The sequence below is a fragment of the Actinoallomurus sp. NPDC050550 genome (assembly GCF_040655075.1).
Lineage (GTDB): Bacteria > Actinomycetota > Actinomycetes > Streptosporangiales > Streptosporangiaceae > Actinoallomurus.
In genome coordinates this window covers 136,708-154,463 of record NZ_JBFAJC010000012.1, presented here as the reverse complement: position 1 = coordinate 154,463, position 17,756 = coordinate 136,708, and the positions used below count along the sequence as shown (strand labels likewise).

The window sequence follows — 17,756 nt, the reverse complement described above, 5'->3', positions numbered from 1 at the left end:
CACAGAATGATCTTGCCCTCGGACGTCCGCACCTCTAGGGTGCGGATTCCGACCGGCGAACGACTGCCGACGATGGCGCGCCGGCCGTCCCCGTGACCGCACTCCACCGGTCACAACGGCTCTGCGAGGAGATCGCCCATGCGCCTTCGTCGGCTCGCCAGCCTCGTCACCGGCGCCGCCGTGGCCCTGTCGCTCGGCACCGCGCCGCCCGCGGGCGCGACGACGGTCCCCGACGACCAGCCACTACCGCCGTACACCATCAGCAATCCGGCGCTCGCCCCGCTGACGGTCGGCGGCCGGCCGACGACCGTACGCCAGGGCGTGTTCCACCACGCCGCGTACGACATCGAGGTCCCGCCGAACTGGAACGGCGAGCTCGTCATGTGGGCGCACGGATACCGCGGCCAGACCACGACGCTGACCGTCGACCCGCCAAGCTTCGGGCTGCGCGAGAAGCTGGCCGGCGAGGGCTACGCCTGGGCCGCGTCCTCGTACGCCGACAACGGCTACGACGTACGCGCCGGGGTCGTCGGCACGCGCGACCTGGCGGACCTGTTCGCCCGCTCGGGGCACCGGCCCAGCCGCACCTACATCGCGGGCGTGTCCATGGGCGGCCACGTCATCGGCCGGTCGATCGAGCAGTACCCGCACTTCTACTCCGGCGCGCTGCCGATGTGCGGCGTGCTCGGCGACAACCGGCTCTTCGACCTCTTCCTCGACTACAACCTGACGGCCCAGGACCTCGCCGGCGTACGCGCCTATCCCCCGCCGGCCGACTACCTGACGAACGCCGTACCGAAGATCCAGCAGGCGCTCGGGCTCGGCGGGCTGAAGCCGGGCGGACCGGACACCACCAACGACCTCGGCAAGCAGCTCCGCGCGATCGTCGTGAACCGCTCGGGCGGACCCCGGCCCGGCGCCGAGGCGGCCTTCCCCGTCTGGAAGGACTTCCTGTTCAGCCTGGGCGCCCCCGCGACCGGCACCGGCCTGGCGCAGAACCCCTCACAGGTCGCCACCAACGCCCGTACGCGCTACACCCCGAACGCTCCGGTGGACGTGAACGCCACCGTGCAGCGGGTACGCCCCGCCGACCCCGCCGACCGCCACTCCGCGCGGCTGACCGAGATCCCGCGGATCTTCGGGCTGCCGACCGCCAAGGTCGTCACCCTGCACGGCCTGGGCGACATGTTCGTGCCGTTCTCCATGGAGGAGATCTACGGCTCGGAGGTCGCCCGCACCGACCGGTCCGGCCTGGTGGTGCAGCGCGCGATCCGCACCGCGCAGCACTGCGAGTTCTCCCCGGCCGAGGCCGGGCGGGCCTGGGACGACCTGGCAGGCTGGGTGCACGGCGGCCCCCGCCCGGCCGGCGACCCGGTCACCGATCCCGCGCAGGTCGCGCGCCCGGACTTCGGCTGCCGGTTCACCGACCCGACCGGCGCCCCCGCCGGCACGCGCGGGCTCTTCCCCGCCTGTCCGCGGTCCTGAGGAGGCCGTTCCCACGATGAGCGTGGACGAACAGCGCGCGTACGCGCGGCGGCCGGCCGCCCGCCGTACGGATCGAGGACCGGTACGACCACGAGGACCCGCCGGTGCGCCGCTGGCGCGCGGAGTTCCGCAGGCCCGCCGCGTCCTGAGTCCGGTCACAAGCCCGCCGTGTCCTGAGCCGGGTCACGGGCCGGACGGGTCGCCCGCGACCTCCGACAGGATCGTGCGCGCCTCGTCGGGGTAGCTCTCGATCAGCCGCCGGAGCTCCGCGAGGTCCGCGCTCCGGGAGGAGCGTCCCACGGTCGGCAGCGCCAGGACCTTGCGGAACTCCTGCAGTGCGCGGGCGAGGTCGTCGTTCATCCGGACTCGCCCGGAGCGGTGCGGTCCAACAGCAAAGTGAACACGAAAAGTAGTCAATACACTACTGTTCGTATTCGCAAGCCAGATCCCGATCCGTACCTGACGTGTCCGATCCGGACACCCTCCTAGGCAGGCCGCCATCCGGGCGAGCGGCCGAGCAGCGCGAGCAGGCGGTCCCGGTCCGGGGTCTCCGCGGAGACGTCGATCGCCCGCTCGAAGGCCAGCCCCGGGCCGCGGTCGGCCGGCTCGTCCGGCACCTTGAGCGCGATGGCGAGCGACGCGGCGACGAGCTCCTCGTCGGGCCGCCACGGCACACCGATCGACGCCGCGACGTCCCACGCGTGTACGACCGTGTCGACGAAGTGGAATCCGATGGCGACGGCCGCCGGGAACCGGCCGCCGTCGCGGACCTCCGGCAGACTGAACTTCCGGTCGAGGACGCCCTCCGCGCCGAACGCCTCGTCGACGAGCGCCGCGGACCTCTCGTAGGCGGCACGCGGGTCGCCGTCCAGCCGCCCGTCGCGCCACTGGGACAGGCGCGTCTCCGCTCCCCCCGCAGCGGCGGCGAAGCCCTCGTTCTGGCTGACGATGTGGCGGAGCAGGCCGTACAGCGTCCAGTCCGGGCACGGAGTCGGCACGCTGAGCCGCTCCGGGCGGACCTGAGCGATGATCTCCCCGGCGAACGCCTGGGCACGCCGGTCGAGGCGTCGGATGTCCATGGCGAACGAGCGTAGGGACAACGAGAGGCTCAGCACCAGTTCCAAAACCGGCCGATAACATTGGGCCAATATGGAGTTCCACGTCAGCCTCACCGGACGGCAGGACCTGGCCGGTCAGATCTACCGGCAGCTCCGGGAGGCGATCCTCGACGGCCGGCTACGGGTGGGCGAGACGCTGCCCCCGACCCGGGAGCTGGCCCGGCGGCTCGACGTCGCCCGCAACACGGTGAGCGTCGCCTACGACCGGCTGACCGCCGAAGGGTTCCTGGTGAGCCGGGTGGGCGCCGGCACCTTCGTCCACGACGCGGGCCCGGCGTCACGCAGCGCCCCGGCCGAGTCGCCGCTCCGCCCGCGGCCGGTCTGGCGTTCGGTCTCCCCGTGGCCCGGCTGGCTGGACCGGCGACCGCTGTTCGACTTCCGGGTCGGGCTGCCGGACCATCGGCTGTTCCCGTACGAGGCATGGCGCCGGCTGACCGCCCGCGAGCTGCGCCGCCCGGCGGAACCGGTGTACGGCGACCCGGCGGGGCATCCGGACCTGCGCGCGGCCGTCGCCCGGTACATCGGCGTCTCCCGCGCCGTCCGCGCGTCCGCGGGCGACATCATCGTCACCAGCGGCATCCAGCAGGCACTCGACCTCATCGCGCGCGTGCTGCTCGACCCCGGCGACCGCATCGCCGTGGAGGCGCCCGGCTACCCACCGGCCCGGATGCTGTTCCAGTCCCTGGGCCTGCGCGTCACCGGCGTTCCGGTCGACGCGGAAGGGCTGCGCGTGGACGCCCTCCCCCACGACACGCGCGCCGTGTACGTCACGCCGTCGCACCAGTTCCCCCTCGGTATGCCGATGTCCCTCGCCCGGCGTACCGCGCTGCTGGCCTGGGCGGATCGGCACGACGCCGCCGTGATCGAGGACGACTACGACAGCGAGTTCCGGTTCGGCGGCCGGCCGATCGAACCGCTGCAGAACCTCGACCGCAGGGGACGCGTGCTCTACGTCGGCTCGTTCTCCAAGGTGCTGGTACCGAGACTGCGGGTGGGGTACCTCGTGGCGCCGGCCTCGCTGCACGCGGCGCTGTGCGCGGCCAAGTACGTCACGGACTGGCACGCGCCGGTTCCGACCCAGGCCGCGCTCGCCCGCTTCATCGACGAGGGGCTGCTCGCCCGGCACGTGCGCCGGACCCGGCAGGAGTACGAGCGGCGGCACGAACTCCTCACGACGACGCTCCTCCGCGACTTCGCGGATCGGCTGGAGCTCGTGCCCTCCGCCGCGGGTCTGCACGTGAGCGCCTTCACGACGGGCGATCCGGCGCCCGTGCTCGAACGCGCCCGGTCCACCGGAGTCGAGGCGCGGACGCTGGCGGAGGTCGCCGACGACCCGTCGACCGCCCCGGGGATCGCGCTGGGCTACGGCGCCATCCCCACCGACCTGATCGCTGAGGGACTGCACCGCCTTCGCGTGGCCTGGGATTCGGAGCCGGGCTAGAGACTGCACCCGCCGGCCATCCGGCCGGCAGGCCCCCATGCAGCGCGACCGCATAGTGAGACGATTTCTCTTGCGATATGAGATGCCGTCTAAGCTGGCCGCCGGAAGGGGTGATCGTGATGATCCGGGAATGGGACGCCGCCGTGTACGACGCGCTGCCACTGCCGCATCTGCGGTGGGGGCGGCGCACTCTGGGCCGGCTGCCGCTCACGGGCGATGAGACGGTGCTGGAGGCCGGATGCGGCACCGGCCGCGACACGGCCGAGCTGCTCGACATGCTCCCCCAGGGGCGTGTCATCGCGGTCGATGGGTCGGCGCGGATGCTCGACCGGCTCCGGGCCAAGCTCACGGACCGCCTCGACCGGGTCGACGTCATCCAGGCCGACCTCACCCGGCCGTTGCCGATCGCCGGGCCCGCCGACGCGGCGTTCAGCGTGGCGACGTTCCACTGGATCCACGACCACAACGCGCTGTTCGCGAACATCGCACGGGCGCTGCGGCCCGGCGCGCCGTTCGTCGCCGACTGCGGCGGGCACGGCAATGTCGCGCGGGTGCGGACCGCACTGGAGAAGGTGACCGGGGAGACGCCTGAGACGTGGCACTTCGCGGACGCCGAGGAGACGCGACGGCGCCTCGAACGGGCCGGCTTCACGGACGTGCGGGTCGCCCTCGTTCCGGACCCGGCCCGCCTCGAACCGGGCGAGCAGTTCGAGACCTACCTCGCCACCGTGGTGCTCGGCGCACAGCTGGACCGGCTGCCGCCCTCGGAACACCGGGAGTTCGTGCACGCGGTCGCGGCGGAGCTGGCCGAGCCGGTCGTGGACTACGTGCGCCTGGAGTTCTCCGCCCGCCGGGCCGGAGGCTGACGGACCTGGTCAGTCGGACAGGCGGGCGATCTCGCGCATCTTGTTCATCGTGTCGAGGGCGGCGACCTTGTACGACTCCGCCAGCGTCGGATAGTTGAAGACGGCGTCGACGAGGTAGTCGATGGTGCCGCCGCAGCCCATCACCGTCTGGCCGATGTGCACGAGCTCGGTGGCGCCGGTGCCGAAGACGTGCACGCCCAGCAGCCGCCGGTCCTCGGGCGAGACCAGCAGCTTGAGCATGCCGTACGAGTCCCCGATGATCTGGCCGCGGGCCAGCTCGCGGTACCGCGAGATGCCCACCTCGAACGGGATGCGCTCGGCGGTCAACTGGTCCTCGGTACGGCCGACGAAGCTGATCTCGGGGATGGTGTAGATGCCGATCGGCTGCAGCCGCTGCATCTCGCGGGCCGGCTCGCCACAGGCGTGGTGGCCCGCGAGGCGACCCTGCTCCATCGACGTCGCGGCCAGGGCGGGGAAGCCGATGACGTCGCCGACCGCGTAGATGTGCGGCACGGTGGTGCGGAAGTACTCGTCGACGGCGATCCGCCCGCGCGGGTCGGCCTTGAGCCCCGCGTGGTCCAGGTCGAGTTGGTCGGTCGCGCCCTGGCGACCGGCCGAGTACATGACCGTGTCCGCCGGGATCTTCTTGCCGCTCTCCAGGATGGTCATCGCCCCGCCGTTACGCCGCTCCACCGCGGCGACGCTCTCCCCGAACCGGAACGTCACCGCGAGGTCGCGCAGGTGGTACTTCAGCGCTTCGATGATCTCCAGGTCACAGAACTCCAGCATGCGCTCCCGCCGTTCGACGACGGTCACCTTGGTGCCGAGCGCGGCGAACATCGAGGCGTACTCGATGCCGATGACGCCGGCGCCGACGACGACCATCGTCTGGGGCAGCCGGTCGAGGCTGATGATGCCGTCCGAGTCGATGATGGTGCGCTCGTCGAACTCCACGGTGTCGGGGCGCGCCGGGCGGGTGCCGGTGGCAATGATAATCTTTTCGGCGCTGACGCGGCCCTGACGTCCCGTGGCCTCGTCGGTGACCTCGACGGTGTTCGGGTCGGTGAACCGCCCGGTACCGGTGAGCACGGCCACGTGGTTGCGGGACAGCTGGCTGCGGACGACGTCGATCTCGCGGCCCACCACGTGCTGGGTCCGCGCCGCGAGATCGGCGACGGTGATCTCCTCTTTGACGCGGTAGCTCTGCCCGTACAGCTCACGCTGGTTGAGGCCCGTGAGGTAGAGCACCGCCTCGCGAAGGGTCTTCGACGGGATGGTCCCGGTGTTGATGCACACGCCGCCGACCATGTTCCGGCGTTCGACCACGGCCACGCGGCGGCCGAGCTTGGCCGCCGCGATGGCGGCCTTCTGACCGCCGGGTCCGGTCCCCAGGACGAGTACATCGAAGTCGTGCATCGCCCTAGTCTGACCGGACCCGAGGCAATGATCTAGCTTTTCGCGGACCTGGGCTGCCGGAGTTCGGACGGCCCGACGCCTTTACATTGTAGATCAGCAAGTTGGCGTCTAGCGAGCTCGATGGATCAGGAAGCGGAAGAGCACCGTCAGGTCGTCGAAGGCCGGTCCGCCCAAGCCCTCGGCCTGAAGGACGCTCAGCGCCCGGCGCAGGCAGGCTTCGGCCTGCTCTCGGGTACGGTCCCGGCCGCCGGCCTCCTCGATCAGATCCCGCGCCAGGTCGAGATCATCCTCATCGGCGAGCGGCTTCGCGAGAAGCTCATTGAGTCTCCGCGACGCCGGGCCGCCCGCCTGTAGCGCGGCCAGCACCGGCAGGGTCTTCTTGCCTCGCCGCAGATCACTCGACACCGGCTTGCCGGTGACGCCGGGATCTCCCCAGATTCCGAGCAGGTCGTCGGTCATCTGAAAGGCCAGTCCCAACTGCCGGCCCATGACCGCCATCCTCGCCGCTCGTTCCGGTGAGCCTCCGCCGAGCAGCGCGCCGACGGCAGCGGCGCAGCCGAGCAGCGAGCCCGTCTTGCCCTCCGCCATCGCCAGGTACTCCCCGACCGTGACGGCGTCCGCGCCGATCCAGGGCCGGCCCTCGAACGCGATGTCCTCGGCCTGGCCGTGCACCAGCTCGACGAGGGTGGACGACAACCGCTCCATGGCCGCGGCGACCCCCTGCCCCGGCGCACGCGCGAGGGTCGCCATGGCGAGGGCGAGGAGCGCGTCGCCGGTCAGGATCGCGGGACCGATCCCATAGACCTTCCAGACCGTCTCCCGGTGACGGCGCCGCTCGTCCCCGTCCATGATGTCGTCGTGCACGAGAGAGAAGGCGTGCACCAGTTCCACCGCGACCGCACCGGCCAGCGCGGGCTCGGCGGACGCGCCGGCCACTCGGGCGCACAGCAGTACGAGCGCGGGCCGGACGCCTTTACCACCGCCCATCGCGTCCCGGCCGAACGGTCGCCCGTCAGAGTCGGCCCAGCCGAAGGCGTAGGCCGCCATCCCCGCGGGCCACGGATGCAGCGTCCCGACCGCCGCCCGGAGCGCCGGACCGGTCAACGCGCCCCAGCGGGACAGGACCTCGGCAGCGCCGTCGCCGGCCTCCGCGGTCGGGGAAGGGTCCAGGGTCATGCGGGTCTCCGTTCCGCGGCCAGGGACGAAGATCGACGAACGTACGCCTTCCCGGTGGAGCATCCGCCCCAAACCGACATTCCGGGAGAAAAAAATCACACTCCGCAGCACGGAGGCCGCAGGCGGTAGGGATCGCGTCGAGCGCCCGGCCCCTCGCCGCTCCTTCTCCGTGACCCGGCCGACTCCGGCATCGCAGCGCCCTCAGCCGCCCCTTTCCCCTGGTCAGTCCGGCCGCACAATCGGCGGTCAGCCCACGGTCATTCCGGCCTCACACCCCTCGCGGCGCCATACCGTACGCGGCTCCAAAGGGCACCCAGAGGCGTGACCCAGACCCTCGCCGCCCACGGTCGACATCCTGAGTAACCGAAGCCTTACCTTACAGTCAGTAGTCCCCCCTCGGTACTTATGTGACATTTCGGCTGCTGACGATCAGAGGCGAGGATTGGCGTGTTAACGATTCTTTGACCGTGATATCGACCCGACCGCCGTCCTCATTGGTGGATTGACCTCCATCCGCCCGGGCGGAAATCCGACCTCCGTAAATTCTCCGCCGATCACCCGGGCCGAAACGCCTCCGGAACCACCCACTCGCCATCAGCGCATTCCGCTAGCGACCTTTCAGATGGGACGACTGTGACGTCGACCGACACTCGCATGCCCCGACCGCAGGACGCGAAGACCATTCCCTCCTACCGCATTCTTCCGAAACTGCTGCGGGACCCGCTGGAAGCGATCGAGGAGATCGGCAGGCTGTCCGCCGGTGAGATCGTTCGGTTGGGGATCGGAACCTTCCGCCCGTATCTGGTGACCCGCCCCGAGCACGTGCAGCACGTGCTCAACAACGCCGAGAACTACCGGCGCGAGGGCCTGCTGTGGAAACCGCTCAGCCGGCTGATCGGCGAGCCCTCGGGTGCGGACCCGGCATGGCCACTGAAGAAGGGGACCTACAAGGCGCTGTTCTCGGGTCCGAACATCGCATCGTTCACCGATGACGTGGCGAGAGCCATCGTGGAGGCCGTCGACGACCTCGGCCGGCGAGCGGTCGGCCGCCCGGTCGACGCGGCCGACGAGATGACACGGCTCGTCTACCGAGCGATCACACAGCTCCTCGTCGGCGACAAGATAACCCTGGACGAGGCCGACGACCTCGGCCGTGTGATGGCGACCGCCACCACGTCGTCCTTCCGCTCCAGGATGCTGCTGCCCTTCACACCGTTCTGGCTTCCGCTCCCGGGCGACCGCGCGTTCCACCGCGCCGTCCAGGCGGTCGATGACCTCATCTTCCCCATCGTCCGCGAATCCCGACGCGGGGGAGCCGACGGAGGGGACATCGTCTCGCGGCTCATCCGAGCCCGCGACGAGAACGGCCGAGGCCTCGATGAGCAGACCATCCGGGACGGTGCGGTCGCCCTGTTCGTGGCCGCCACGGAGACCTCGGTGACGATCCTGACGTTCCTGTGGATGGTGCTCGACGCCCGGCCCGACATAGCCGCCAGGCTCTACGAGGAGATCGATCAGGTGGTCGGGACGGACCATCCGGCACGCTCCCACCTGTCCGAGCTGCGGTACGCGAAAATGGTCACCCAAGAGGTGCTGCGGCTGTTCTCGCCCGGCTGGATGCTTCCACGGACCGTCGTCGCCGACGACGTCATCGACGGCGTCCGTATCCGGAAGGGATCCATCATCGTCGTCAGTCCCTATCTGACCAATCGGCTGCCCGACGTCTGGCCCGATCCGGAGGTCTTCGACCCCGAGCGATTCGCGCCCGGGCAGTCGCGCGACCGGTTCGCTTTTCTCACCTTCGGCGGCGGGCCGCACCAGTGCATCGGGAGTTTCTTCTTCACCATCGAGACGCAGCTCATCATGGCGGCCATGCTCAGCCGATATCAGCCGGTCATTCACGGCTCGCCGTCGATTAAGCCCCAACTCTGGCTGACGCTGAAACCCAGGGAACGGATTCAGTTCCTGCTGCGTCCCCGCCACGCCGCCTCGAACGTCTGAGGTGCGCTCATGCCACTTTCCGGCTCCCCCACCGCAATCCTGCCCGCCGCCGAGAGTGGGCGCGTCTGCGCCGTCGCCAGCCGCGCTCAGTGCGAGGTCCGAGAATGGTCGGCACGCTACGACGGTCTGTTCGGCGCCAAACCGTTCGATCTCAATCTGTTCAACATGGTCTGTTTCTGCACGGCTTTCAGCGCGCCGTGGCTCGGCTCCGCCGCCTTGCGCATGACGAACCGCGTGGCCGTCTGGAGCTTCGGCGCCGACTGGCTCATCGACTATGTCGCGACGTCACAAGGCGAGGTAAGTGACCTGGTCGCGCGGTGCCTGGCGGTCGCCGATGGCGCGCCGCCCGACGCCGACGACCTGACGCGCGGCCTCGCCGACATTCGTAACGGACTCGCCTCGTCGGCCGCGTTCCCGGCACTGAGGGAGGTCTGGCGAGAGGAACTGCGACGGTTCCTGGACGCGATGGCCCGCGAGTGGGACTGGAACGCGGCGCGGGCGGACGGCTCCGCCTGTCCGCCAAGCTTCGAGGAGTACCTCGGCAACACCGACAACCTCGGCTTCTCGTTCGCGTTCGTCTCGCACTGGATCGCCACGAGTCCGCCGCCCCCGGCAGCGGACATCGCCGGAATCGTGGCGGCGAGCCGGGAGGCTCAGCGGACGATGCGCCTGATCAACGACCTCGGCACCTACGAGCGGGACGTGTCCTGGGGGGACCTCAACGCGCTGATGCTCGATGTCACGGAGCAGCAGGTGCGGGAGCACCTCACCGCGATCGGCGGGCGGTTCCGGACCCTCCTCGACCCGCTGCGCGCCGACCATCCGCAGCTGGCCTCGTACATGGAGCGCCAGGTCGACTTCTATGACGCCTTCCTGGGGCTCACCGACTACTGGGGCGCCCTGTGAAGGGAGGCGCCGCGCACCTGTCCGGACGAGCGGGCGCGGTGGACCCGGACGTCGCGGCGGCCGCCCGTGACCTGATCGCGGGGCTGGAGGCGATGCCGTGGGGGCAGGTCTCCCCCTCGGTGTACGAGACGGGACGGCTCGTTGCCCTGGCGCCCTGGCTGACCGGCCACGCCCGGCGGCTGGACTTCCTCCTGGCGGTCCAGCGGCCGGACGGAGGCTGGGGCGGGCCGGACGGCTACGCGCTGGTCCCGACGCTGAGCGCGACCGACGCGCTCCTGGCGGAGCTCCGGCGTGCCGACGGAGGGCGTGGTCGTGCGGACCTGGCGCGGGCCGCCGACCGGGGGCTGACGATGCTGTACCGGCTGGTCGACGAGCTCGACGTCCAGGCCGTTCCGGACATGCCGGCCGCCGACCTCATCACGGCCTCGCTGATCGGGTCCATCGACCAGGCCCTGGAGACTCCCCCCGACCGGCGCGGCCTGCGCCCACCGCGGGGACTACGCGGGGCGGAGCGGCTGTCCGCGGTGCGCGCGATGTTCGGCGCGGGCGCCAGACCGCCGGAGAAGCTCCTCCACGCGCTGGAGGCGGTGGGCGAAGCCGCACGCGGCGCCCGCACGGTGCGGCCTGCCGCGACCGGCGTCGTCGGCGCCTCGCCGGCCGCCACCGCGGCCTGGCTGGGCGCGGCGGGAGCGTCCGTTCCCGCGCGGCGGTTCCTCGAGACCGTGGTCGACCTGCACGGCGGCCCGGTGCCCTGCGGTCTTCCCATCACCGTGTTCGAGCGGGCCTGGGTCATCGCCGGCCTCCTGCGGGCGGGGATCGGGGTCACCGTGCCGCCTGCCCTGCTCGAGAGCCTGCGGCAGGCGCTCGGTCCGATGGGGACGCCGGCAGGGGAAGGGCTTCCCGCCGACGCCGACACGACCGCCGGGGCGCTGTACGCGCTTGGCCTGCTCGGCCTGCCGTTCGAGCTCGACGGGCTGTGGCCGTATCGGCTGGACGAGGGCTTCTGCACATGGCAGGGCGAGGACGGCTTCTCGGTCAGCACCAACGCCCATGTCCTGGAGGCGTTCGGCCAGTACGCGCTCCGCCGCCCGGACGCGCCCTCGCGGGTCACCGCGGTCGTCTCCGGCCTCGCCTCGCTGCTGCGGGACCACCAGCGGGAAGACGGGAGCTGGCATGACCGATGGCACGCCTCGCCGTACTACGCGACCGCCTGCTGCGCGCTCGCCCTCGACCGGTTCGGGGGCGTGGGCGCACGGGCGGCGCTTCGGCGTGCCGTGCGGTGGGTGCTCGCGACCCAGCTCGCCGACGGTTCGTGGGGCCGGTGGGAGGGGACGGCGGAGGAGACCGCCTATGCGATGCAGGTGCTCCTCCTGGCCGGACCGGGCGACCGCGACTGCCGCGCCGCCGCCGCGCGTGGCTACGAGTACCTGACGCGCTCCGGCGGCCCGGCCGAAGTGGAGGACGCCCCAGCTCTGTGGCACGACAAGGACCTTTACCGGCCAACGGCGATCGTACGGGCGAACGTCCTGGCCGCGGTGCATCTCGCCCGGCGCCATCCGGGAGTGGCAACGCTCCCGAGCGCGAAGGTCGCAGCATGCGGGGGATCCACTCCACCTGGGTAGCGGTCAGAAAGGTCCCAACATAAATGGACAAATCACCACAAAAGTGGTTAATTACTCGCCAGTCCCCACAATTGCGGTCTGTAAGCTCTGCGTTGCTAAAGTGCCACGAGCGTTGAGCGGTGCCACCGTGCCGTACGGCGTGTTCGATATCGGGTGCCGGCAACCGTTCATACCTTCGTGACGGGCCGCGGATCCTAAGGATCTCGTTTGGGACTGGTGGATGCGCTTTCGTAACTCACGTCTTCGCACGAAGATCGCCGCACTTCTCGTGTCGCTCGCGGCCCTCTGGGTGTTCGCCGCCTGGGTCACGCTGCGGGACGGCTTGAACCTCCTCGGCGTCAACACGATCGACCAGCAGGTGTCCCGACCGGGCGTGACCTTGGTCACCGCGCTTCAGCAGGAGCGCCGTCTCTCACTGGTCTACCTAGGCCGTCCTGCCGCCGCGCAGCGGCAGGCCCTGAGCGCGCAGCGGGCGCGGACCGACGCCGCCGAGACCCACTTCCGGTCTCTGGCGGGCGGTGGTGACGTCTCCAGCGTCGCCGACGGCGACCTCAAGGCCCGGATCAAGGACACGTTCGCGAAGCTCAACGAGCTGAGGATGGGCCGACAGGCGATCGACGCCCAGTTGCTCCAGCGCGACAAGGCGGCCGCGACCTTCGACGACATCATCAACGCCACGTTCCGGATCTACCGCGCGGCGGGCGGCCTCAGCGACGAGAAGGTCGCTGCGGACAGCCGCACCCTCGTCTCCCTGACCTGGGCGAAGGAGGTCCTGTCACGGGAGGACGCACTCCTCGCCGGGGCCCTCGCGGCAGGCCGCTTCACCGGCTCCGAGCACGCGCAGTTCGCCGAGCTCGTGGGCGCGCAGCGGCTTTTCCACGAGCAGGCCGCGGCAGAGCTGCCCGCCGCCGATCGCGCCCGGTATGACCGGTTGACCGGCGATCCCGCCTACATCCGCTTCCGCAACATGGAAGACCGGCTGATCGAGAAGGGACGGACAGGTGCGCGGCCGCCCGTCTCGGCGGCGCAATGGCAGTCGACCGTACAGCCGATCATGACGCAGCTGGAGAAGCTGACCCTCGATGCCGGGGACGGCCTGGTCAAGCGCGCGGAACCGGTCGCCATCGGCGTCGTCGTCCGGCTCGTCCTCGCGGGCGGCCTCGGTCTCATCGCGGTCATCGCGTCGGTGGTCGTCTCGGTCACCACGTCCCGCGCCCTCTTCCGGCAGCTGGAGAAGCTGCGGAACGCCGCACGAGAGCTGGCCGACACACGTCTGCCCGCCGTCGTGGAACGGCTCGGCCACGGCGAGAGCGTCGACGTCGCGGCCGAGGCACCGCCGCTGGCGTTCGGCGAGGACGAGATCGGCCAGGTCGGCCGCGCGTTCAACTCCGTGCAGGAGACCGCCATCCGCACCGCCGTCGAGCAGGCCGAGCTGAGGCGCGGCTTCCGCGACATCCTGCTGAGCCTCGCACGCCGTTCCCAGGCCCTCGTCCACCGGCAGCTCACGCTGCTCGACGAGATGGAACGCCGGAACGACGACCCCCAGGACCTGGAGGAGCTCTTCCGCGTCGACCACCTGGCGACCCGGATGCGGCGCAACGCCGAGAACCTCATCGTCCTGTCCGGCGCGACCCCCGCCCGCGGCTGGCGACGCCCCGTCCCGATGATCGACGTCGTACGGTCCGCGGTGGCCGAGGTCGAGGACTACACCCGGGTGAGCGTCGCTTCGACCATCGGCGACGTCTCGCTGGCCGGCCGGTCCGTCGGCGACATCGTCCACCTCATCGCCGAGCTGATCGAGAACGCTCTCGCCTACTCGCCTCCGTACACCCAGGTGGAGGTCAGTGGCCGTCAGGTCGCCAAGGGGTACGTGATCGAGATCGAGGATCACGGCCTCGGCATGACCGACGAGCTGCTGGGATCTCTCAACGAGCGGATCAGTGATCCGCCGGAGTTCAACCTGTCGAGCTCCGTGCATCTCGGGCTGTACGTCGTCGGCCGCCTGGCCGAGCGCTACGACGTCCGCGTCTCCCTCAAGCACTCGTCCTACGGCGGGACCACCGCGGTCGTGCTCATCCCTCGCGAGCTGATCAGCGAGACGACGTCCGAGGACATGCCTCCGAGGCAGAGGGCCCGGGCCGTGGCCGAGAGCCGGCCGGTGCCGGTCGGCGCCTCCACCAGAGCGGTGACGGCCTCGGCGGCATCCCTCTCCCCCCGTGAGGCCGACGACGAAGTCAGTGCCGCGCCCGGCGAAGAGCGTCTGGAACTGACCCCCGACGGCCTGCCCCAGAGGCGGCGGAAGAGCCTCGTCCGCCGCTCGGCCGGGCGGTCGGTGGCACCGGTGACGGCGCTGACCCCGCCGACGCGGGACAGTCCTGAGGCAGTGCCGGACGGCGAGGACGACCAGACCGCTCCCGCCTCCGCCGACACGTCCCGCACGCCATCGGGGTTGCCGATCCGCGTTCCGCAGGCGAGCATCGCCGCTCCGCTGCGAACGGATGGGCCGCCCGCCGTCGCGGAGACCGAGGACAGGAACGCCGGCGGCGACCGGTCACCCGAGAACGTCCGCAGGTCCCTCAGCGGCCTTCAGACCGCCACCCGGCAGGGCAGAGCCGACGCGGCCAAGTCCCAGCGGGACTCCAGCCTTGACACCGATCCGACCGCAGACGAAGAAGCGTAGAAGGACTAGCAGTGGCGCAGAAGACAGAACCTCCCGCCGAACTGGCCTGGTTGCTCGACGACCTCGTCGGGCGAGTCAAAGAGGCCAGGCACGCGATCGTCCTGTCCGCGGACGGCCTGCTCATGGCCACGTCGAAGGACTTCGACCAGGACGACGCCGAACACCTGTCCGCGGTGGCGGCCGGCATCCAGTCCCTGGCCAAAGGCGTGGGCGAGCGGTTCGAGGGCGGCCCCGTGCTGCAGACCATCGTCGAGATGCGGTCGGCGTACCTCCTCGTGACCGTCGCCGGCCAAGGCGCGTGCCTCGCGGTCCTCAGCAGTGAGGAGGCCGACATCGGGCTCATCGCCTATGAGATGGAGATGCTCGTCACCGGACTCGGCCATCACCTGACGGCCGCGTCCCGCACCGCGGACCCGGTGCCGTGATGACGAACGACCCGTCCGATCAGGACGACCCGACAGGGGGCCTGCCCGACGTAGAGGCCGCGGGCGCCCCCGTCGAGGACGATGCCCACGAACGATGGCTCGATGAGCAGGCGGGTCCGCTGGTCCGTCCGTACGTCATGACCCGCGGCCGCACGGAGCCGGTCCGCGGAAAGTTCGATCTCATCACGATGGTGGTGGCCACGGGTCTTCCCGCGGCGCCCGAACTCGGCCTGGACCCCGAGCATCAGGCCACCGCCCGGCTATGCGACGAGCCCATGTCGGTGGCCGAGATCGCCGGGCACCTGAACCTTCCGACCGTCACCGTCCGCGTACTGCTCGGCGACCTGCTCGCCAAGGGCCTCATCACCGTTGAGGACCCCCAGACGGAGGCGGAGCTCGCGGACGACGACGACCTGTACCTGGCGGTGATCGATGGACTCAAGGCGCTTTGATCGACGGGGCCGAAGGCTGCCGAAAGCGATCAAGATCGTGATCGCGGGCGGCTTCGGCGTGGGCAAGACGACCCTGGTGGGGAGTGTCTCGGAGACCAAGCCCCTGCGGACCGAGGAGTTCCTCACCGACAAGAGCGTGGGCGTCGACGACGTGGCGGGCGTCGAGGCTAAGGCCACCACGACGGTCGCGATGGACTTCGGGCGCATCACCATGAAGGACGAGTTCGTCCTTTACCTCTTCGGCACCCCCGGTCAGGAGAGGTTCTGGTTCATGTGGGACGAGATCGCGATCGGGGCGCTCGGCGCGGTCGTGCTCGCCGACACCCGGCGGCTCTCCGACTGTTTCCCCGCGGTCGACTACTTCGAGCGGCGGGGCACGCCGTTCATCGTCGCGGTGAACTGCTTCCAGGGCTCCCGGCAGTTCGAGCTGGACGAGGTGGAGATGGCGCTCAACCTCGGGAAGCACGTCCCCGTGATGCTGTGCGACGCCCGTGACAAGGAGTCCTGCAAAGACGTCCTGGTGACCCTCGTCCAGCACGCGATGAAGACGCGGAAACAGCCGCGGACCGCCACGGTTTAGGGCCCCGGTATACGCCGGGGCCCGGGCCGTCCGGCTCCCGCTCACACCGGGATGCTCAGGAGTGTGCCGCCGCCCTCCACCTCCACGTCGAACCTCGCCAGGTTCTCTCGCTGGACGGCGGTGCCTCCGTGGACCTGCAGGTGGTCTGGTGAGCCGAGAACGCCGTAGCCCTTGGGGGGTACGGCCCACTCGGTCACGACGTGCCGCTGCCCCGACCGGGTGACCGCGACGAGGCGGCAGGTGAGCGGGCCCTTGACGTTGCCGAGGTCCAGGGCGACGTGCGTGCCCCAGGCCTTCTTCTCCATCGCCACGATCCCGCTCGCGCCCGTCCGCGGGCTCGTGGCGTCGTGTGTCTCGCCCCACCCGAGGAGGTCCGCCGGCATGTTCCGGTGGTCGTGCGTCATCACCATCCCGTCGCCGTGTCCGGCGACGGCGGCGCCGACGGTGACCCCGCCGGCGAGCAGTGCGACACCGGCCGCGGCGCTGAGGATCGCGGTGCCCCGGCGCCGGCGACGCGCGGCCACCCGGCGCCGGTGGAGCAGGCTCGTGACGTCGGCGGAGTGCTCGGGCGGGTCCAGCCGCTCGGGCGGGTCCAGCCGCACCCCGCCGGGGGCGACCTCCTGTCCCGCCGCGCCGAGGTCGGCCTCCCACCGCGCCAAGCCGGGATCGGCCGCCGCGCCGGGGTCGGTGTCCTCCGACTCCGGACGCAGGTCGGTCAGCAACTCCCGCATGCCGGACAGGTCGGCGACCTCCGCCGAACAGGCGGGACATCCGGCCAGGTGGGCTTCGAAGGCACGCCGGTCGTCCTCCTCGAGCAGTCCGAGGGCGTACGCGCCGACGTCGGTGTGCGGGACGGTCTCTTCGCCACGCTCGGTCACGGTGTCACCCCCCTCTCCTCGAGTACGACGCGCAGCGCGCGAAGCGCGTAGTAGACGCGCGATTTGACCGTGCCGACCGGGATGCCGAGGACCTCGGCCGCCTCGTTCACCGTGCGGTCGCGCAGGACGGTCTCGGTGAGCACCTCACGGTGCGCGGGACTCAGCGCCTTCAACGCCTCGGATACGACCACGCCGCGCAGCAGATCCTCCATGCCGTCCGGGGTCTGGAGATTCTCCAGAGGTCCCTCGCCCGCCTCTTGGGGCCGCGCTCCCCGGCGGCGCCTCTCGTCGATGACGATACGGCGAGCGACCGTCGCCAGCCAAGGCATCAGGCTCCCGGCGTCCGCGTCGAGCTGGTCGAGGCTGCGCCACGCGCGGATCATCGTCTCCTGCACGATGTCCTCGGCCCACTGCCGGTCGCCGCCGGTCTGCCGGATGACGAAGGCGAGCAGGGGATCGTGGTACTCGCGGTACAGCCCGGCGATGATCAGTTCGTCGTCGGCGTCGGTCACCGGTCGCAGCGCGCGCAACCAGGTCCGAGCCTTCGTCCTGCCGCGCGCTCCGGGAAATGCCATGGCGGGGGTTCTCCGGACGGTCGGGAGCGCGATGGTCAACGATAGACCCGGCGGCGGCCGGATCGCGGGCAGGTCGCCGCGCGCGGCGGCTCGTCCGTGAGCGCGGGGGCTCCCGTGGCGAACGCGTGGGCTCCC

At 70.9% G+C, this 17,756-nt stretch carries 16 protein-coding genes; 10 read left to right on the top strand and 6 right to left on the bottom strand.

Annotated elements, in window-relative coordinates; translation table 11 throughout:
- Positions 1-138: 138 nt before the first annotated feature.
- A complete protein-coding gene (locus tag AB0I04_RS19075) occupies positions 139-1,485 on the top strand; it encodes a hypothetical protein (protein WP_360886037.1) in 1,347 nt (448 codons plus the stop codon).
- Between the two features lie 183 nt (positions 1,486-1,668).
- Here AB0I04_RS19075 and AB0I04_RS19070 read toward each other — a convergent pair whose 3' ends face one another.
- The gene (locus AB0I04_RS19070; RefSeq protein WP_360886036.1) at positions 1,669-1,845 is read right to left on the bottom strand and encodes a hypothetical protein; all 177 of its coding nucleotides are present in this window, start codon (positions 1,843-1,845) and stop codon (positions 1,669-1,671) included.
- Between the two features lie 125 nt (positions 1,846-1,970).
- Complete coding sequence (locus AB0I04_RS19065) at positions 1,971-2,564, bottom strand: TIGR03086 family metal-binding protein (RefSeq protein ID WP_360886034.1); 594 nt, start codon at positions 2,562-2,564, stop codon at positions 1,971-1,973.
- 70 nt (positions 2,565-2,634) lie between these two features.
- Here AB0I04_RS19065 and AB0I04_RS19060 point away from each other — a divergent pair, with 70 nt between their 5' ends.
- Positions 2,635-4,044 (top strand): PLP-dependent aminotransferase family protein, encoded by a 1,410-nt coding sequence (locus AB0I04_RS19060; protein ID WP_360886032.1) that lies wholly within the window; start codon positions 2,635-2,637, stop codon positions 4,042-4,044.
- Between the two features lie 119 nt (positions 4,045-4,163).
- Positions 4,164-4,910 (top strand): class I SAM-dependent methyltransferase, encoded by a 747-nt coding sequence (locus tag AB0I04_RS19055; RefSeq protein WP_360886174.1) that lies wholly within the window; start codon positions 4,164-4,166, stop codon positions 4,908-4,910.
- 9 nt (positions 4,911-4,919) lie between these two features.
- On the opposite strand, the gene sthA is transcribed toward AB0I04_RS19055, so the two are convergent.
- Together sthA and AB0I04_RS19045 are read right to left on the bottom strand one after the other, a co-directional pair.
- Entirely contained in the window at positions 4,920-6,326 is a 1,407-nt protein-coding gene (sthA, locus tag AB0I04_RS19050) for a Si-specific NAD(P)(+) transhydrogenase (RefSeq protein WP_360886031.1), read from the bottom strand.
- A 108-nt stretch (positions 6,327-6,434) separates the two neighbouring features.
- Positions 6,435-7,502 (bottom strand): polyprenyl synthetase family protein, encoded by a 1,068-nt coding sequence (locus AB0I04_RS19045; protein ID WP_360886029.1) that lies wholly within the window; start codon positions 7,500-7,502, stop codon positions 6,435-6,437.
- Positions 7,503-8,156: 654 nt separating this feature from the next.
- Between AB0I04_RS19045 and AB0I04_RS19040 the strand changes: the two genes are divergently transcribed.
- From AB0I04_RS19040 to AB0I04_RS19010, 7 genes are all read left to right on the top strand, one after another.
- Positions 8,157-9,503 (top strand): cytochrome P450, encoded by a 1,347-nt coding sequence (locus AB0I04_RS19040; RefSeq protein ID WP_360886028.1) that lies wholly within the window; start codon positions 8,157-8,159, stop codon positions 9,501-9,503.
- A 9-nt stretch (positions 9,504-9,512) separates the two neighbouring features.
- A complete protein-coding gene (locus tag AB0I04_RS19035) occupies positions 9,513-10,409 on the top strand; it encodes a terpene synthase family protein (protein WP_360886026.1) in 897 nt (298 codons plus the stop codon).
- Positions 10,406-12,031 carry a prenyltransferase/squalene oxidase repeat-containing protein gene (locus AB0I04_RS19030; protein ID WP_360886024.1) on the top strand — a complete coding sequence of 542 codons (1,626 nt, stop codon included), beginning with the start codon at positions 10,406-10,408 and terminating at the stop codon, positions 12,029-12,031. The genes AB0I04_RS19035 and AB0I04_RS19030 overlap by 4 nt, the downstream gene beginning before the upstream one ends.
- A gap of 220 nt (positions 12,032-12,251) precedes the next feature.
- Positions 12,252-14,711: a nitrate- and nitrite sensing domain-containing protein gene (locus AB0I04_RS19025; RefSeq protein WP_360886022.1), complete on the top strand. Its 2,460-nt coding sequence runs from the start codon at positions 12,252-12,254 to the stop codon at positions 14,709-14,711.
- Between the two features lie 11 nt (positions 14,712-14,722).
- A complete protein-coding gene (locus tag AB0I04_RS19020; protein WP_360886020.1) occupies positions 14,723-15,136 on the top strand; it encodes a roadblock/LC7 domain-containing protein in 414 nt (137 codons plus the stop codon).
- Positions 15,136-15,588, top strand: coding sequence for a DUF742 domain-containing protein (locus AB0I04_RS19015; RefSeq protein ID WP_360886018.1), 453 nt, complete (start codon positions 15,136-15,138; stop codon positions 15,586-15,588). Before AB0I04_RS19020 ends, AB0I04_RS19015 begins: the two co-directional genes overlap by 1 nt.
- Positions 15,569-16,168, top strand: coding sequence for an ATP/GTP-binding protein (locus AB0I04_RS19010; protein ID WP_360886017.1), 600 nt, complete (start codon positions 15,569-15,571; stop codon positions 16,166-16,168). Before AB0I04_RS19015 ends, AB0I04_RS19010 begins: the two co-directional genes overlap by 20 nt.
- A gap of 41 nt (positions 16,169-16,209) precedes the next feature.
- Here AB0I04_RS19010 and AB0I04_RS19005 read toward each other — a convergent pair whose 3' ends face one another.
- Positions 16,210-17,046: a zf-HC2 domain-containing protein gene (locus AB0I04_RS19005; RefSeq protein ID WP_360886015.1), complete on the bottom strand. Its 837-nt coding sequence runs from the start codon at positions 17,044-17,046 to the stop codon at positions 16,210-16,212.
- A complete protein-coding gene (locus AB0I04_RS19000; protein ID WP_360886172.1) occupies positions 17,043-17,531 on the bottom strand; it encodes a sigma-70 family RNA polymerase sigma factor in 489 nt (162 codons plus the stop codon). The genes AB0I04_RS19005 and AB0I04_RS19000 overlap by 4 nt, the downstream gene beginning before the upstream one ends.
- Positions 17,532-17,756 lie beyond the last annotated feature (225 nt).

What these genes read in the sequence shown, in the direction of transcription:
- AB0I04_RS19075 (WP_360886037.1), top strand. Translation starts at nt 139, where the DNA reads ATGCGCCTTCGTCGGCTCGCCAGCCTCGTCACCGGCGCCGCCGTGGCC.
- AB0I04_RS19070 (WP_360886036.1), bottom strand. Translation starts at nt 1,845, where the DNA reads ATGAACGACGACCTCGCCCGCGCACTGCAGGAGTTCCGCAAGGTCCTG.
- AB0I04_RS19065 (WP_360886034.1), bottom strand. Translation starts at nt 2,564, where the DNA reads ATGGACATCCGACGCCTCGACCGGCGTGCCCAGGCGTTCGCCGGGGAG.
- AB0I04_RS19060 (WP_360886032.1), top strand. Translation starts at nt 2,635, where the DNA reads ATGGAGTTCCACGTCAGCCTCACCGGACGGCAGGACCTGGCCGGTCAG.
- AB0I04_RS19055 (WP_360886174.1), top strand. Translation starts at nt 4,164, where the DNA reads ATGATCCGGGAATGGGACGCCGCCGTGTACGACGCGCTGCCACTGCCG.
- sthA (WP_360886031.1), bottom strand. Translation starts at nt 6,326, where the DNA reads ATGCACGACTTCGATGTACTCGTCCTGGGGACCGGACCCGGCGGTCAG.
- AB0I04_RS19045 (WP_360886029.1), bottom strand. Translation starts at nt 7,502, where the DNA reads ATGACCCTGGACCCTTCCCCGACCGCGGAGGCCGGCGACGGCGCTGCC.
- AB0I04_RS19040 (WP_360886028.1), top strand. Translation starts at nt 8,157, where the DNA reads ATGCCCCGACCGCAGGACGCGAAGACCATTCCCTCCTACCGCATTCTT.
- AB0I04_RS19035 (WP_360886026.1), top strand. Translation starts at nt 9,513, where the DNA reads ATGCCACTTTCCGGCTCCCCCACCGCAATCCTGCCCGCCGCCGAGAGT.
- AB0I04_RS19025 (WP_360886022.1), top strand. Translation starts at nt 12,252, where the DNA reads ATGCGCTTTCGTAACTCACGTCTTCGCACGAAGATCGCCGCACTTCTC.
- AB0I04_RS19015 (WP_360886018.1), top strand. Translation starts at nt 15,136, where the DNA reads ATGACGAACGACCCGTCCGATCAGGACGACCCGACAGGGGGCCTGCCC.
- AB0I04_RS19010 (WP_360886017.1), top strand. Translation starts at nt 15,569, where the DNA reads ATGGACTCAAGGCGCTTTGATCGACGGGGCCGAAGGCTGCCGAAAGCG.